General features: G+C 56.6%; 14 protein-coding genes. 6 read left to right on the top strand and 8 right to left on the bottom strand.

The annotated features are described in order from the left end of the window. From AACR14_RS03960 to AACR14_RS03980, 5 genes are all read right to left on the bottom strand, one after another. A partial coding sequence (locus tag AACR14_RS03960) for a Zn-ribbon-containing protein (RefSeq protein WP_019445209.1) occupies positions 1–691 on the bottom strand: 691 nt, incomplete at its 3' end. A 3-nt stretch (positions 692–694) separates the two neighbouring features. Continuing rightward, a complete protein-coding gene (locus AACR14_RS03965) occupies positions 695–991 on the bottom strand; it encodes a DNA-binding protein (RefSeq protein WP_005338604.1) in 297 nt (98 codons plus the stop codon). A gap of 79 nt (positions 992–1,070) precedes the next feature. Continuing rightward, positions 1,071–1,307, bottom strand: a complete 237-nt coding sequence (locus tag AACR14_RS03970) for a DUF2789 family protein (RefSeq protein ID WP_005338602.1) — start codon at positions 1,305–1,307, stop codon at positions 1,071–1,073. 74 nt (positions 1,308–1,381) lie between these two features. After that, a complete protein-coding gene (locus tag AACR14_RS03975; protein WP_019445210.1) occupies positions 1,382–1,681 on the bottom strand; it encodes a DUF3301 domain-containing protein in 300 nt (99 codons plus the stop codon). Between the two features lie 111 nt (positions 1,682–1,792). Next, positions 1,793–2,833 carry a DUF3549 family protein gene (locus AACR14_RS03980; RefSeq protein ID WP_019445211.1) on the bottom strand — a complete coding sequence of 347 codons (1,041 nt, stop codon included), beginning with the start codon at positions 2,831–2,833 and terminating at the stop codon, positions 1,793–1,795. 276 nt (positions 2,834–3,109) lie between these two features. On the opposite strand from AACR14_RS03980, the gene AACR14_RS03985 reads away from it, so the two are divergent. The 6 genes from AACR14_RS03985 to ptsG all read left to right on the top strand — a co-directional run bounded on the left by AACR14_RS03985 (position 3,110) and on the right by ptsG (position 9,471). Beyond that, a complete protein-coding gene (locus tag AACR14_RS03985) occupies positions 3,110–3,445 on the top strand; it encodes a YqcC family protein (RefSeq protein WP_005338596.1) in 336 nt (111 codons plus the stop codon). Next, positions 3,442–4,215 carry a tRNA pseudouridine(65) synthase TruC gene (gene truC / locus AACR14_RS03990; protein WP_019445213.1) on the top strand — a complete coding sequence of 258 codons (774 nt, stop codon included), beginning with the start codon at positions 3,442–3,444 and terminating at the stop codon, positions 4,213–4,215. Before AACR14_RS03985 ends, truC begins: the two co-directional genes overlap by 4 nt. Before the next feature lie 90 nt (positions 4,216–4,305). Then, on the top strand, positions 4,306–4,746 hold the full coding sequence (locus AACR14_RS03995; RefSeq protein ID WP_019445214.1) for a flavodoxin: 441 nt from the start codon (positions 4,306–4,308) through the stop codon (positions 4,744–4,746). 542 nt (positions 4,747–5,288) lie between these two features. Next, positions 5,289–6,527 carry a maltoporin LamB gene (gene lamB / locus AACR14_RS04000; RefSeq protein WP_019445215.1) on the top strand — a complete coding sequence of 413 codons (1,239 nt, stop codon included), beginning with the start codon at positions 5,289–5,291 and terminating at the stop codon, positions 6,525–6,527. A gap of 82 nt (positions 6,528–6,609) precedes the next feature. Next, positions 6,610–7,617, top strand: a complete 1,008-nt coding sequence (locus AACR14_RS04005; protein WP_019445216.1) for a MalM family protein — start codon at positions 6,610–6,612, stop codon at positions 7,615–7,617. 423 nt (positions 7,618–8,040) lie between these two features. After that, a complete protein-coding gene (gene ptsG, locus AACR14_RS04010) occupies positions 8,041–9,471 on the top strand; it encodes a PTS glucose transporter subunit IIBC (protein ID WP_005338586.1) in 1,431 nt (476 codons plus the stop codon). Between the two features lie 276 nt (positions 9,472–9,747). Here the strand turns inward: ptsG and AACR14_RS04015 are convergent, their stop codons facing one another. The 3 genes from AACR14_RS04015 to glnD form a co-directional block, all read right to left on the bottom strand. Further along, entirely contained in the window at positions 9,748–10,131 is a 384-nt protein-coding gene (locus AACR14_RS04015; protein WP_005338583.1) for a DUF3461 family protein, read from the bottom strand. 126 nt (positions 10,132–10,257) lie between these two features. Continuing rightward, on the bottom strand, positions 10,258–11,085 hold the full coding sequence (gene dapD / locus AACR14_RS04020; RefSeq protein WP_005338581.1) for a 2,3,4,5-tetrahydropyridine-2,6-dicarboxylate N-succinyltransferase: 828 nt from the start codon (positions 11,083–11,085) through the stop codon (positions 10,258–10,260). A gap of 174 nt (positions 11,086–11,259) precedes the next feature. Continuing rightward, complete coding sequence (glnD, locus tag AACR14_RS04025; protein ID WP_019445217.1) at positions 11,260–13,908, bottom strand: bifunctional uridylyltransferase/uridylyl-removing protein GlnD; 2,649 nt, start codon at positions 13,906–13,908, stop codon at positions 11,260–11,262. Positions 13,909–13,958: the final 50 nt, after the last annotated feature.

Genomic DNA, 13,958 nt, shown 5'->3' on the forward strand with positions numbered 1-13,958 from the left:
CACCGCCACAGCTGGGGCAGGGGCGCGCCTTCTCCTCGGCCGCGCTCAGCCCGCCCACCCGATAGAGGTAGTAGTAGGTGGGGATGCCGCTCAGCACTTCCAGCCGCTTGGCCAGGTCGGTGCCGCGCCGGTAGAGGCGGCTGCCCACTTCGCCGATTTCGTGCAGCGCCGCATGTTCGGCGATGGAGCCGTTCATCTGCAACTGATCACACGCCTCCCAATCCTCCTGCCACTTGATGATCTGCTTCTGATCGCCGTTGGCGACTGCGGGCAGCTGGTAGAGCGGAATGGGGGCGAAGTGGTCGCCACAGCGCAGCGGCGAGCAGGTGTGCAGGAAGCTGGTGTAGAGCATCATCCAGCTCGGCCGCTCGCCCTGCTGGCCGCAAGGATCTGTGCTGTCGGATAGTAGATCCGCCCCCTGCAGCTGCAGTTTCGGCGCCAGCAGCCCGGCCTGGTTGAGCTGCTGCTCAGCCAGTTTGACCTGATCGCTCTGGTTGTCCGGATGCAAACTATCCTGCTCCGGACAGACCACCCGACTGACGAAATAGCCTTCATGCATGCTGGTGGGGAACTCCCGCCCGAGGATCTGGCCCTGATAACGCAGCATGTCGAGGTAGTTGACGATGGCCCGCTCGGCTTCGCCAAGGGAGGTATCGCGGTAACACTCAAAGCAGAGTTCGACGATATACATGGCTCAGCCTTGTCCCTGCTGGAGGAGCAGGTCGGTCAGACGATCCACCTTCTGTTCGATGCGTGCGAGCTGCTCGGCGAGTTGCTGCAGGGTGAGCGCCGGTGCTGGTTGGGGCGCCGCTTCGGGCAGACTTTCGCTCTCGGCGGTCGCGACGGGCTGCTGCTTCCACTGGCTCAGCACTTTCAACAGCTCGGCCATCGGCACGGGCTGGGTGAGGCGGGCCTTGATCATGGCGGTGGTGGGCGTCAGGCCCTTGGCGGCCAGCTCGTTGGCAATTCGGATGATCTCGTGGGCGGACATAAGCATGCTCTGGGTGAGAAGGGGGGATCGATATCGGGGCGGGATCTTAACCAAAGCCGGCAGGGGAGGAAAGGGCGGCTTAGCGGGGCTGGCGCAGCATCACATCGAGCTGGTCGATCGCTTCACACCAGTCGGAGTCGTTCCACAGGGCGTCGCGCAGAAAGCTGGCCTGGGCGGCGTTCCAGAAACCGGCCTCCGGCAGCAGGGTCTCATTGTCGAGGTGATGGTCGTGCACAAAGCGGTGCAGGCTCAGCTCGTCGTTGGCCATCCCGAGCTGGGCAAACAGGGCTGGCAGATCGTGGACAAGGGGTTCCATCTCGTCTCTCCCTTTGTTTAATCCCTGAGATTATAGACAGGCACAGCCATCGGGCGCAGAGACGAGATTGGGGATCAGGCAGAGGGGATGCGATGGGGTGGCAGATCAACGCCCACGACGTGCAGCCCCTGCATCTTGAGGGTGCCCTGATAGTGGCTCTCGCCATCGCTGGAGAATTCAAACTGATAGTGGGTCAGCAGCCGCAGGGGATTGCGGGCCAGCTCCCGCCGGTTGCGGGCCAGTGACAGCAGTTGCAGATCATGGTGCTGGCAGTAGCGGCGCATGTATTGCCAGGCCACTTCTGCCTGTTGGCGTTGCAGCCAGAACAGGCCGGCTACGGCAATCAGCAACAAAATTCCGAGCATCTCTCCCATAGGCGGGCTTCCTTATCGTGATGTCGATAACCGGGAGTCCTGCTCGGCACTCCCGATCTCCTTTTCTATTTCCCGCCGTGTTGCCTCGTGGCGTGAGGGGGAGGCGAGGGATCAGGCCGAGGCAAACAGACGGCCGATGGCCTTGCCCAGCGCATCGCTGCGGTTGGGGTCACGCAGTCTGGCCAGCATATCATTGCGCAGGGCCGGTAAAGTGACCAACTCGGCAAAAACCTGATTGAAGAACTGGGTCGGTTGCAGTGCCAGTTGTTCCAGATAGTGGCTGAGCAGATTGGCATCTTTCAGGTCGGGCCAGAGCCGGCCCGCAATGGCGAGCAGCAGCGCCGGGCTCGGCTGGGTTTGCAGCAGGGTCAGCAGCTTGTTGGTGCGCAAAGAGCTGCCGGGACAGGAGGCCATGGCGCGGCAGAGGTAGGCCAGGGTCTCCGGGTTGGGGGCGGCGCACTCCTGCTCCTTGCCGATCCGCTCGAGCAGGGCGCCTTGTACTGCTGGCGGCAGCGGGGCGTTTTCAAGGCTCTGGCAGAGGGCATAGAGCGGCTCTTGCGGTAGTTTGGGCAGCGCCTTGCAGATCAGCGCCAGATTGCGCTCATCATGGAGTCGCTCGGCCAGATCGGCAAAGCCCTGCAGCCCCAGCGTTTGCCAACCGGTGTCGTTGGGGGCGGCCAGATAGTGGCAGAGGGCATCGTAATAGGCGGAAGGGGCCTGCTCCAGCTGGCGCGCCAGCTTGGCGTGCAGACTGGCCATTTTTGCCTCCGCCGGGCGGAAGGTGTAGGGATTGTCGGCCAAGCGCTGGGCCTTCTCTTCATCCAGATCGCCGGTGAGCTTGTAGCCCAGGGTCTCCACCACCTGATCCATGAACAGCTTGGGGCCATTTGACATCAGCAGGCCGCGCTCATCGAGGGCAAACTTGAGGAACCAGAGGTAGTGGCGAGACTCGCTCGGCTGGAAGAAGTGCACACCCAGCCAGGCGTGCTGCTGCAGCGGCCAGGGGTAGGGCTCCTGCTGCTGTTCGATGCGGACAAAGGTGTCGCTTGCCAGTGGCCGCACCTGGCGGCCCATGTCAAACAGCTGGAACTGGGTGCCAGCCTGAGTCAGAAATTCGGTCAAGGTATTGATGGCAGTAGGCGTCGCAGACATGGTGAGATCCGGCTAATGGTGATGCGGGCCGATTATAAGGCCCTTGCCGAGGATAGCCAGTGGCAGCAGACGCACGTTGCGGCAGATATCAACATGGCAGCCATGCGGGGGGAGGTGTATAGTATCGCCCTTTTTTAAAGGCGGCAGGCTGCGCTGGTTGCCGTGTATGTCGATGAGTCGGCTGAATCGCCGGTGCTGCGCGATTGAATGTATCGGCATCCTGGCTGACCCTGTCGGGTCGGCGGATCAATTTGTGGTTATGAGGAAGAGAGCGAGATGAATCAATATTTGCTGGTAGCTGGCCTGTTGGGGGAACTCACCGCCGAGTTGCAGCGCCTTGAGCGCTGGCAAGCTGACCATCCCGGTGACGAAGCCCTGGCAAGCACCCTGCCTTTTTGTGTCGATACCCTGAGCTTTGATCAGTGGCTGCAGTTCGTGCTGATCCCGCGCATGGAGCAGCTGGTGATGTTGCAGGCGCCGTTGCCCACCAGCGTCTCCCTCTATCCCATGGCCAGCGAAGTCTACAAAGAGGATCTGGCCGAGGCAGAAGCGCTGCTGCGCCTGATCGCCCGCTTCGATCTGCTGCTTTCCGGCAAAGTGATCGAACAATGATGCCTGCGCAAACTCGAGAAGAGAGTGACCTGAAGCTGACTCTGCTCTATCAGGATGAGTGGCTGGTGGCGGTCAACAAGCCGTCCGGTCTGCTGGTGCATCGCAGTTGGCTCGACAAGGGCGAGACCCGTTTTGCCATGCAGATGACCCGGGATCTCATCGGCGGTCGCCATGTCTATCCGGTGCATCGCCTCGATCGGCCCACCTCCGGGGTGCTGCTGTTTGCGCTCGATCCGGTGATTGCCCGCGCGCTGACCGAAGCCTTTACCCAGCGTCAGGTGCACAAGGAGTATCTGGCATTGGTGCGCGGTTGGGCACCCGAGCAGGGGGTGATCGACTATCCCCTCAAGGAGCAGCTGGACAAGATTGCCGATGCCATGAGCAACCCGGATCGCCCGGCGCAGGATGCCGTCACTACCTTCCGGCGCTTGCATCAGGTCGAGCTGCCCCATGCAGTCTCCAAGAAGCACCCCACCAGTCGTTACAGTCTGGTCAGATTGTTCCCGAAGACCGGCCGCAAGCATCAGCTGCGCCGCCATATGGATCACCTGTTCCACCCCATCGTCGGGGATACCACCCATGGGGATGGTCGTCACAACCGTTTCTTTCGCGAGCACTTTGGCTGCGAACGGCTGCTGCTGGTGGCCCGCACCCTGAGCTTTACCCATCCGGTGCTCAAGGTGCCGATGCGGATCCAGGCGCCACTCGGTCAGGATGTGCTGCGCCTGTTTGCCGAGCTGGGCTGGCCCGCCAGCGAGAGCGACTACTAAGCGCCTGAGCCTCAGCCTTGAACCGGTGGCATCTGACGCCAGCTTGCTGATAGAGTTGCTCAAAAGAGTGACTCAAGCAGGGAGAGGAAAATGGCGCAGATTGATATCGTGGTAGGAACTGTCTATGGCGCAGCCATGCTGGTGGCCGAGACCTTGGCAGATGAGCTGGAACGCAAGGGGCATCACTGTTCTCTGCACGAAGAAGCACGGCTGGCGGACATCGACCCCGGCCGTTTTTTATTGCTGGTCAGTGCCACCACCGGACAGGGGGACATTCCTCCCAATCTGCAGCCCTTTGCCAGCGAGCTGGCTGACAAGGCGCCCTGGCTCAAGGGGCTGCGGTATGCCTTGATTGCCATGGGCGACAGCAGCTATGACCATTTTTGTGGCGCGGGCCGTCGGCTGGACGGATTGCTGCAAGAGCTGGGCGCCACGCGAGTGATGCCCCCGCTGGAGCTGGATGCCACCGTGCACGATGAACCCGAACAGGTGGCACTCAGCTGGCTGAAAAAGTGGGATATTCAGCCCTGAATATTCTCTGAAATAGAGCCATATCAATCCCCTGCTCCTTAACCGGCAGGGGATTGTTATTTGCACAAATGTCATCTCACTCAGCAAGCATATTTTCCACTCTTATTGTCGATAGTGGCGGAGGGATATTTTCCCCTTTTGGCATTCCATCGGCGTAATGGTTTCAAGCGTACCGCAGACCCGTCGTCCAAATAAAAGTTCAATCTTGAAAGCGATCTCAGTCATGTTTTTGTCATTCGATCGTAAAATAATGACTTTGGTTCAGTCGCAAATTAATTGCTGGTAACGCTTTCAGGTTTGCTATAATTGCTTGCCTTGTGGTTTTATTGGTTTTCTATTGCTTATCAGGTCGGTTTTTTGCTTTCTGGTGTTGTGGAGATTGTTTGCCGAGCGATTTGTCGCCATTTTGTGAGTCGCTTCATATTTGTCGTGAAATACGCTCCCTATAATCAACCTCGGTTATCACCAACAGGATTACATGGTGATAAGAAGTTGAATATTCAGGATCACACTCCTCACTGCGGGAAATAAGGAATATGACAATGAAAATGAAGTGGCTCCCGATTGCAGCAGCTGTTACTGCCGCCCTGGCTTCCCAAGCCGCCTTTGCCGTAGATTTCCACGGTTATATGCGTGGTGGTTTTGGTGTTTCTGACAATGGCGGTCAGCAGACCCTGAGCCAGCAAAAAGTTGGTCGTCTTGGTAACGAGAAAAACGTTTTCGGCGAAATTCAGCTTGGCCAAGAAGTATACAATAAAAATGATATTTCATTTTATGTTGACTCAATGATTGCTTTTGGTGATGACGATTCAGCCAAGAGCACATGGAATGACAACATTGCAGGTCGCCAATTTAACGTTCAGGCCAAGAATCTGTTTGGTGGTGGCGAGACCCTTTGGGCTGGTCAGCGCTACTATCAGCGCCACGATATTCATCTTAGTGACTTCTACTACTGGGATGTGTCTGGTATCGGTGGTGGTCTGGAAAATGTGAACATTGGCCCTGGTAAGGCATCTGTTGCGTTGATTCAATCTGATACCAGTGCTGAGTTCAAAGCAGGTAAAGAGCGTGTTGATACCAACACTTTGGATGTTCGTTATGCTGGTATCCCGTTGTGGAAAGACGCCAGCTTGGAACTGGGTTACGATTTTGCGCAAGCAAATGTCACTGACGATCAGAAAGCTCGACTTGGTTATGATGCAGAAGATGGGCAAATGGGTACGGCAGAGCTGACTTGGGGTCTGTCTGGCGGCTTTAATAAGACAGTTCTGCAGTACATGAGTGGCGGTTTGGCCAATCAAGCTGCTGGTTACGGTGCTGGTAACGGAAACGGTTTGGTTATCGAACAAGGTGATGGGAAAGGTTTCCGTGCAATCAACCACGGTGTCATCGCTTTGGGCGCAAGTAACTTCGAAGTTGGCCATCAACTGGTCTATGGTGAAGCCAATGACGTTTACGTTAACAAAAAACTCGCAGACATTGATACCTTCTCTGTAGTTGTTCGTCCTGCCTATAACTGGACTGATACCATGAAGACCTACCTTGAGCTGGGTTACTTCAAGGATAATGAGAAGATTAAAAATAGTGCAGAAAAGTCTACCGAAGGTAGTAAATACACTATCGCGCAGGCATGGTCTGCTGGCCGTGGCTACTGGGCTCGTCCGGAAATTCGGGTTTTTGCTAGCTACCTGCAGCAAGACGGTGCACTTGAAAAAGACTCCAATGGAGTTCCGCAAGATGATGCTTTCACCGTCGGTGTGCAAGCAGAAGCTTGGTGGTAATAGGTGTATTAAATGCTTGTATAGTCACGCCCCCGCTTGTCGGGGGCTTCTTTGTTTATTCTGTTAATGGATGCGTCGAATCATGTATAACACCAAGCTCGCAGTCGTTTTGCTAGGCTCTTTGTTGTTGGGCGGGTGTGCCTCGCTCGAAGCACAGCTCTCTCCAACCAAAGGGTTCAAAGCAGCCGTTACGGATCGAGAACGTGCCATGCAATCTCTGGATTTGGCTAAAGCGTGTTGCAAGGATTTTGCGAATATCCCGTATGTTGATATGGTGCCTGGGACATCTCAGCTAGCCGCCATTGATGCAAATTCTCCCGTGTATGCGTTTTCTGAAGGCAAGAGTTATTTTGCTGCTTATCGTCTCCCTACTCATTCTGGTGACCTCAGTATCACTGTCGAAGGGATCATCGATCAGACTATGTTTGAGCCAGTCGTGGTTATGTTGGACTCGCGTTTTCAGGTCACCCGAACGATGGGTCGGAACGTTTTTAGGTATGACCCAGCGAGATTGATCAGTGGGAATGCTGTTAGTGGAACCTTTACCGTCGACCGTAGTCACATCGGTAATCCGAACAATGAGAGCTACCTGCTTATCTATACAGATGAATCGCGATTGAGTGAGACCCTAACGATCCCCAGTGATGCCAAGTTGATGGCCAAAGCAAAGGTTGTCAATGATTACGGCATCAAGGACCCAGTTATTCCACATTCGCCTTGGGGGGTTATCCGTTTCTCTGTTGTAGACCTTAGCGCAGGAAAAGGAGGTGGAAATGTGTACAAACCAGCGTATGCAATTGGTACTGATGAGATAAAAGAGCAAGCGAGACGCTCAACTGTGGAAGTGGTTCCTAATAAGCTGGTCGTCCCTGCTGCAACTGCGGTTGTCGCAACCAGTGCCTCGGTAGTTGCCAAACCTGCTCCTGCCATGTTGAGTGAAACTGAAACCTTCTATCAGAGTCAGATCGAAAAAGCGGTCAAGGCGGGGGATATCGACAAGGCGATGAAGCTGGTGAACGAGGCTGAACGGGCTGGTTCAACCAAAGCAAAAAGCGTGTTTATTGATGCGGTCAAGCGGTCGCAAAAATAGAGTAATACGACCATTTACTGGTCAGATATATTTATTGAGGCCTCCCTTGTTGGAGGCCTTTTTAATCGGTAGACTGTAATAAGTAAAAATAACACCGTTACATTTGGTTACAATGAGTTGCCGTTTGATGTAAATTGTATTATTAAAATACAAAGTGAAACTGCTATTTATATGTTTTTGTAATAGAGTGATAATGCACATTTTTAACTTATATTAGATGCGTTTTTTAGCCGCTAAACAAGTTGTGATCTTCCCTCCAAATTCAATATTCCCCCGCCTTCGAAAGCAGCAATTTATGACCCGCTGGGTTATATTCTGATGGTCAAAATAAACAAGCCCGACTCGAAGATATCTGAATGAATCAGTGCTTATTTCATCCAGATAGATCGTTCAGGGACGACAATCCATTCAGGAGCGCACACAATGTTCAAAAATGCTTTCTCTAATCTGCAAAAGGTTGGTAAGGCGCTGATGCTGCCAGTATCAGTCTTGCCAGTCGCAGGTATTCTGCTGGGGGTGGGTGCTGCCCACTTCAGCTGGATGCCGGAAATTGTCTCCCAATTGATGGAGCAAGCCGGTGGTTCTGTATTTGGCCAGATGGCCCTGCTGTTCGCAGTGGGTGTTGCTCTGGGCTTTACCAATAACGACGGTGTATCCGGTCTGTCAGCCATCGTTGGCTACGGCATCATGGTCGCAACCCTGAAGGTCATGGCACCTGTGATGGGTGTTGAAACCATCGAAACCGGCGTGCTGGGTGGTATCCTGGCCGGTGGTATCGCTGCCTGGGCCTTCAACCGTTTCTACAAGATCCAGCTGCCAGAGTACCTGGGCTTCTTCGCGGGCAAACGTGCCGTACCCATCATCACCGGTTTCCTCTCCATCGGTCTGGGTGTGATCCTGTCCGTGATTTGGCCGCCAGTGGGTGGCGCCATCGGTGCCTTCTCTGACTGGGCTGCCAACCAGAACCCGGTACTGGCCTTCGGTATCTACGGCGTGGTTGAGCGCTCCCTGATCCCGTTCGGTCTGCACCACATCTGGAACGTACCGTTCTTCTATCAGGCGGGTACCTGTGTCAACGGTGCCGGTGAAACTGTTCACGGTATCATGACCTGCTTCCTGACTGCTGATGACGCGTCCCGCGCTGCCGGTAACGGCTTCGGTCAACTGGCTGGTGGCTATCTGTTCAAAATGTTCGGTCTGCCTGCTGCTGCGTTCGCCATCGCTCACGCTGCCAAGCCGGAAAACCGCGCCAAGATCGTTGGTATCATGGCCTCTGCTGCCCTGACCTCTTTCCTGACCGGTATCACCGAGCCGATTGAATTCTCCTTCCTGTTCATCGCTCCTGTTCTGTACGCAATACACGCTGTACTGGCTGGTCTGGCTTATGTGCTGACCAACTCTCTGGGTATCGTACACGGTCACACCTTCTCCAACGGCTTCATCGACTTCGTGGTGCAATCACCGCGTGCCGACAACATGCTGCTGCTGGTTGGTCTGGGTCTGGTTTACGCTGCTATCTACTACGTGGTATTCAGCTTCGTTATCCGTGCCATGAACCTGAAAACCCCGGGTCGTGAAGACGAGACTGCTGAAGAGGCCGTTGGCCAAGGCAAAGACGAGATGTCTGCTGCTCTGGTTGCCGCCTTCGGTGGTAAAGAGAACATCGCTTCTCTGGATGCCTGCATCACCCGTCTGCGTGTTGGCGTGAAAGATGTTGCCAAGGTTGACCAGGCTGGTCTGAAGAAGCTGGGTGCTGCCGGTGTGGTAGTGGCTGGTTCCGGCGTTCAAGCCATCTTCGGTACCAAGTCCGACAACCTGAAAACCGACATGGACATCTGGATGAAGAGCAACTAATCCTGTTGCCTGAATATCAGCGTGTTTGAAGAGGGAGGCGAAAGCCTCCCTCTTGCTATTTGTGGTTATGGAGCGTGCGAGTCGCTGTAGATCGATCTCGGCAGGAGTCTCGTTGCCCAAGGGGCGATATGTAACGGGATGCCCTATGTTGGCGTTGTGCCTCGCTAGCCTTATCGCACACCATCACCAGATCAACCTTATAGCCAGATAAAGTCATCCAGTAATCAGCCAATAAAAAGAGCGCCACCTGGGCGCTCTTTTGTCGAGTCGGGGGGATTAGAGTTTCTCCAGATCCCGCTCGATTTCGCTGATCTTGTTCTGCACCACTTTTTCCAGATGGCGCAGGTCGCGCAGGATCTTCTGCTTGATGTCCGGGTCGGCCTGCTGATGAACGCCCTGGGTCAGGTTGTCCAGCTCATCCACCACATACTTGAGGTTGGCGTTGATCTCGGTAACATCCTTGTACTCGTGGGTGCCCGAGTCGACCAGCATGGTCTTGCGCTGGCGGGGATACTTGAATTTGACACTCTTGGCGAAGAACTCGCCCTTCTGCTTCTTGAAGTAGATCTTGAGGATGTCGTGGTTGGCCTCCTGGCGCAGGGTATAGCTGTCGACGGAGGCGGGATCCTGGATCCCCAGGCTCTTCAGATTCTCGTACATCAGGCTTCCTTGGTTTGAAACGATCCTGTCCCATCCATCTTAACCGATGCCTCATGGCTTGCCTGTGACAGGGGCGCCAAAATGAAAAGGGCGCCATCAGGCGCCCTTTCATCACAGCAATGCTGATTACTCGTCGATGGAGCGCAGCAGGGCGTTGATGCCGACTTTGGCACGGGTCTTGGCATCCACCTTCTTGACGATCACCGCCGCGTAGAGGCTGTACTTGCCGCATTTGGAGGGCAGGGAGCCGGAGACGACCACGGAGCCAGCCGGTACGCGGCCGTAGTGGATTTCGCCGGTTTCGCGGTCATAGATGCGGGTGGACTGGCCGATGAAGACGCCCATGGAGATGACGGAACCTTCCTCGACGATGACCCCTTCAACCACTTCGGAGCGGGCACCGATAAAGCAGTTGTCTTCGATGATGGTCGGGTTGGCCTGCAGTGGCTCCAGTACGCCACCGATGCCGACGCCGCCGGAGAGATGCACGTTTTTACCGATCTGGGCGCAAGAGCCGACAGTGGCCCAGGTATCGACCATGGTACCTTCGTCAACAAAGGCGCCGATGTTGACGTAGGAGGGCATCAGCACGGTATTGGGGGCGATAAAGGAGCCTTTGCGGGCGGTCGCCGGCGGCACCACGCGCACACCCGCTTCCTTGAACTGCTCGGCGGTGTAGTTGGAGAATTTGAGGGGAACCTTGTCGTAGTACTGGGCATCGTCGCCCTTGATGATGCCGTTGTCGTTGATGCGGAAGTAGAGCAGTACCGCTTTCTTCAACCACTGATGGACAACCCACTCACCGGCGATCTTCTCGGCAACCCGTGCCTTGCCAGAGTCCAGCAGGTCGATGGCTTGCAGGATGGCGGACTTGGTGGCGCTATCCACGGAGCCCGGAGTAATGGTGTCGCGGCGCTCGAAGGCCGCTTCAATGATCTGTTGCAACTCGGTCATGACAGGTTTCCTTTAAAAAATTCTGTTTGTTGTATCACACTTTTCCGACTGTTTTTAAGGGGTTGACCGGAATTCTTCCGGCCAGCGGCCATTTCTTCATCCTGTGTGCGCCAACCAGTTGTTTGGCATGGCAAAAAACGCCCGACAATCAGCCTCTTTCGAATCACTCTTCGCTTAATCCAGTACCGACTGTTGGGGATTGAGTTGGTGTACCAGTCGCTCTTCCAGCTGTTTTTGCTGCTCGGCGGTCAATGGCTCGCCATCGAGGCTGGTCAGGCTGAAAAAGTCCTCGACCCGCTCGCCGAAGGTGGCGATTTTGGCGGCGTGCAGCGACAGCCCGCACTGCTGGAAAACGGCACCGATCCGCGCCAGCAGGCCGGGGGTATCGAGGGCTGTCAGCTCCATCAGGGTGTGACGGCTCTCCCCTTTAGTGGGCGAAGAGCGGGGCAGGAAGACCACCCGGGTCGGCACGCTGAACTGGCGGTGGCGCCGTGACAACGGCTTGTTGCGCAGCACCAGCTTGCCCGGCTCCTGCAGCGCCTTCTCCAGCGCCTTCTTGATGGTGGCAGTGCGATTGGGGCTGATGGGCTCGCCGCTTGGCTCCAGTACCACGAAGGTATCGAGCACATAGTTACTGCGCGAGTTCATGATCTGGGCGTCGTGGATGTTGAGGTTCTTCTGATCCAGCGCCGAGGCGACGGTGGCAAACAGATTCGGGGTATCGCGGCAGTAGATAAACACCTCGCTGCCACCGCGGGTCGGGTGTTTGCCGATGATCACCAGCGGTGCCGGGTTGTCGCCATGTTCGATGATGTGGCGGCAGTGCCAGGCGATCTGTTCCGGGCTGTGGCGCAGGAAGTAGTCGGCCTTGAAATCGGCCCAGAGCTGGTTGATTGCCTCTTCCGATACATCCCGTTGCGCCAGCAGTTGCTTGGCCTGACGCTGGTTTTCGCGAATGCGCAGCCGCATGTCGGGCGGGTTCTCCAACCCCTGGCGCAGCGCCTTCTGGGTGGCGAAGTAGAGCTCCCGCAGCAGGGTGCCCTTCCAGTCGTTCCACAGGGTATCGTTGGTGGCGCAGATATCGGCCACGGTGAGGCAGTAGAGCAGGTCGAGATGCTGCTCGTCGCGCACCTTCTGGGCAAAGTCGGTGACCACGTCGGGATCGTAGATATCGCGGCGCTGGGCGGTAACCGACATCAGCAGGTGATGGCGCACCAGCCAGGCGACCAGTCGGCTCTCGTAGCGATCCAGACCGTGCAACTGGCAGAACTCCAGCGCATCGACGGCGCCGAGTTCCGAGTGATCGCCGCGCCGCCCCTTGGCAATATCGTGAAACAGGGCGGCGATGCTGAGCAGCTCCGGTTTGCGCAGCCGGGTGAAGACCTCGTGGCAGAGCGGGTGGCTCTGGCGACTGGCCGGATTGGGGAACTGATGAATGTTCTTGAGCAGCCGATGGGTGTGCTCATCTACCGTGTAGGCGTGGAACATGTCGAACTGCATCTGGCCGACGATGAGGTTCCATTGCGGCAGATAGGCCGCCAGAATGCCGTACTTGTGCATCAGGGTGAGCGGCAGGCCGATGCCGTTGGGGTGGCGCAGCAGCGCCATAAAGAGGCGACGGCAGTCGGGCAAGTCCTGCAACCAGCAGTTGAGTTTGCGGCGCGCCTCGCGCAGTTGGCGCAGGGTGGCCGAGTGGATGCCTGCAATCTCGGGATGCTGGGCCATCTGATAGAAGAGGCGCAGGATGGCGGCCGGTTCACGGCTAAACAGCTCCGCATCCACCGCATCGATGAGGCGGCCACGGAGCTGGAACTCGTCGGAGAGGCGGCGCACATCCATGGCGGTGTTGCCGAGGATCGCCTCGTCAAACAGCTGCAGCAGCATCTCGTTAAGCTCCGAGACCCGCCGCACCGTCTGGTAGAAGCGCTTCATCATCTGCTCGACCGGAGTGTTGCCTTCCCCCTCGAACCCCAACATTTGGGCCACGGTGCGCTGGCGATCGAACAGCAGGCGGTTATCTCCCTTGTTGATGGCCATATGCAGGGCAAAGCGCACCTTCCAGAGAAAATTCTGGCAGTCGAGCAGCTCACGATACTCGGCGCGGTTGAGAAAGCCGTGGCTGGTCATCTCGAACAAAGTGGTGGCGCCAAAGTGGCGGCGGGCGACCCAGGCGAGGGTCTGAATATCCCGCAGGCCACCCGGATTGCTCTTGAGATCGGGCTCCAGCTTGTAGGCGGTACCGAGAAACTGCTGATGGCGCTCCGCCTGCTCTTGCCGTTTGGCGCGAAAGAAGGCTTCGCTCGGCCAGAAGTGCTGGGGGCCGGTGGCCTCTTTCAGTTGTCGGAATCCCTCCTGGCGACCTGTGATGTAGCGGGCCTCGATGAGGTTGGTTGCTACCGTAATATCGGCGCGCCCCTGCTCGAGGCACTCCGCCACGTTGCGCACCGCCTGACCCACCTCAAGCTTGAGATCCCACAGCAAGGTGATGAACTCGCCGATGCGCAGTCCCAACACCTCGTCCAGTTCATCGCCATCATAGAGGATCAGCAGGTCGATGTCGGAGTGGGGGTGCAGCTCGCCACGGCCATAACCGCCTACCGCGATCAGGGTTAGGTCGCTCTTGTCGAAGCCGAACTTCTGCCACAACCGGCAGAGCAACTGATCCATGTACTCGGAGCGGGTGGCAACCAGCTCGATGATGTTGTCACCGGCATCAAAACGGGCGTGCAGCCAGCCGAGAAAGCGGCTCAGGTACTCTTTGCAGTTGTCGCGAGTGAGCTGATCATCGGGTAACAAATGGGGGGAAAGCAGGCTGGCGTCCATGGCATCTCACACACAGTGGCAGGCAAATGGCTGAAACAGAAGTAAAAACC

The organism is Aeromonas sp. 159, from assembly GCF_963862045.1.
GTDB classification, from domain to species: domain Bacteria; phylum Pseudomonadota; class Gammaproteobacteria; order Enterobacterales; family Aeromonadaceae; genus Aeromonas; species Aeromonas veronii.

What these genes read in the sequence shown, in the direction of transcription:
- AACR14_RS03965 (WP_005338604.1), bottom strand. Translation starts at nt 991, where the DNA reads ATGTCCGCCCACGAGATCATCCGAATTGCCAACGAGCTGGCCGCCAAG.
- glnD (WP_019445217.1), bottom strand. Translation starts at nt 13,908, where the DNA reads ATGGACGCCAGCCTGCTTTCCCCCCATTTGTTACCCGATGATCAGCTC.
- dapD (WP_005338581.1), bottom strand. Translation starts at nt 11,085, where the DNA reads ATGACCGAGTTGCAACAGATCATTGAAGCGGCCTTCGAGCGCCGCGAC.
- AACR14_RS04015 (WP_005338583.1), bottom strand. Translation starts at nt 10,131, where the DNA reads ATGTACGAGAATCTGAAGAGCCTGGGGATCCAGGATCCCGCCTCCGTC.
- AACR14_RS03985 (WP_005338596.1), top strand. Translation starts at nt 3,110, where the DNA reads ATGAATCAATATTTGCTGGTAGCTGGCCTGTTGGGGGAACTCACCGCC.
- truC (WP_019445213.1), top strand. Translation starts at nt 3,442, where the DNA reads ATGATGCCTGCGCAAACTCGAGAAGAGAGTGACCTGAAGCTGACTCTG.
- AACR14_RS03970 (WP_005338602.1), bottom strand. Translation starts at nt 1,307, where the DNA reads ATGGAACCCCTTGTCCACGATCTGCCAGCCCTGTTTGCCCAGCTCGGG.
- lamB (WP_019445215.1), top strand. Translation starts at nt 5,289, where the DNA reads ATGAAAATGAAGTGGCTCCCGATTGCAGCAGCTGTTACTGCCGCCCTG.
- AACR14_RS03975 (WP_019445210.1), bottom strand. Translation starts at nt 1,681, where the DNA reads ATGGGAGAGATGCTCGGAATTTTGTTGCTGATTGCCGTAGCCGGCCTG.
- AACR14_RS04005 (WP_019445216.1), top strand. Translation starts at nt 6,610, where the DNA reads ATGTATAACACCAAGCTCGCAGTCGTTTTGCTAGGCTCTTTGTTGTTG.
- ptsG (WP_005338586.1), top strand. Translation starts at nt 8,041, where the DNA reads ATGTTCAAAAATGCTTTCTCTAATCTGCAAAAGGTTGGTAAGGCGCTG.
- AACR14_RS03980 (WP_019445211.1), bottom strand. Translation starts at nt 2,833, where the DNA reads ATGTCTGCGACGCCTACTGCCATCAATACCTTGACCGAATTTCTGACT.
- AACR14_RS03995 (WP_019445214.1), top strand. Translation starts at nt 4,306, where the DNA reads ATGGCGCAGATTGATATCGTGGTAGGAACTGTCTATGGCGCAGCCATG.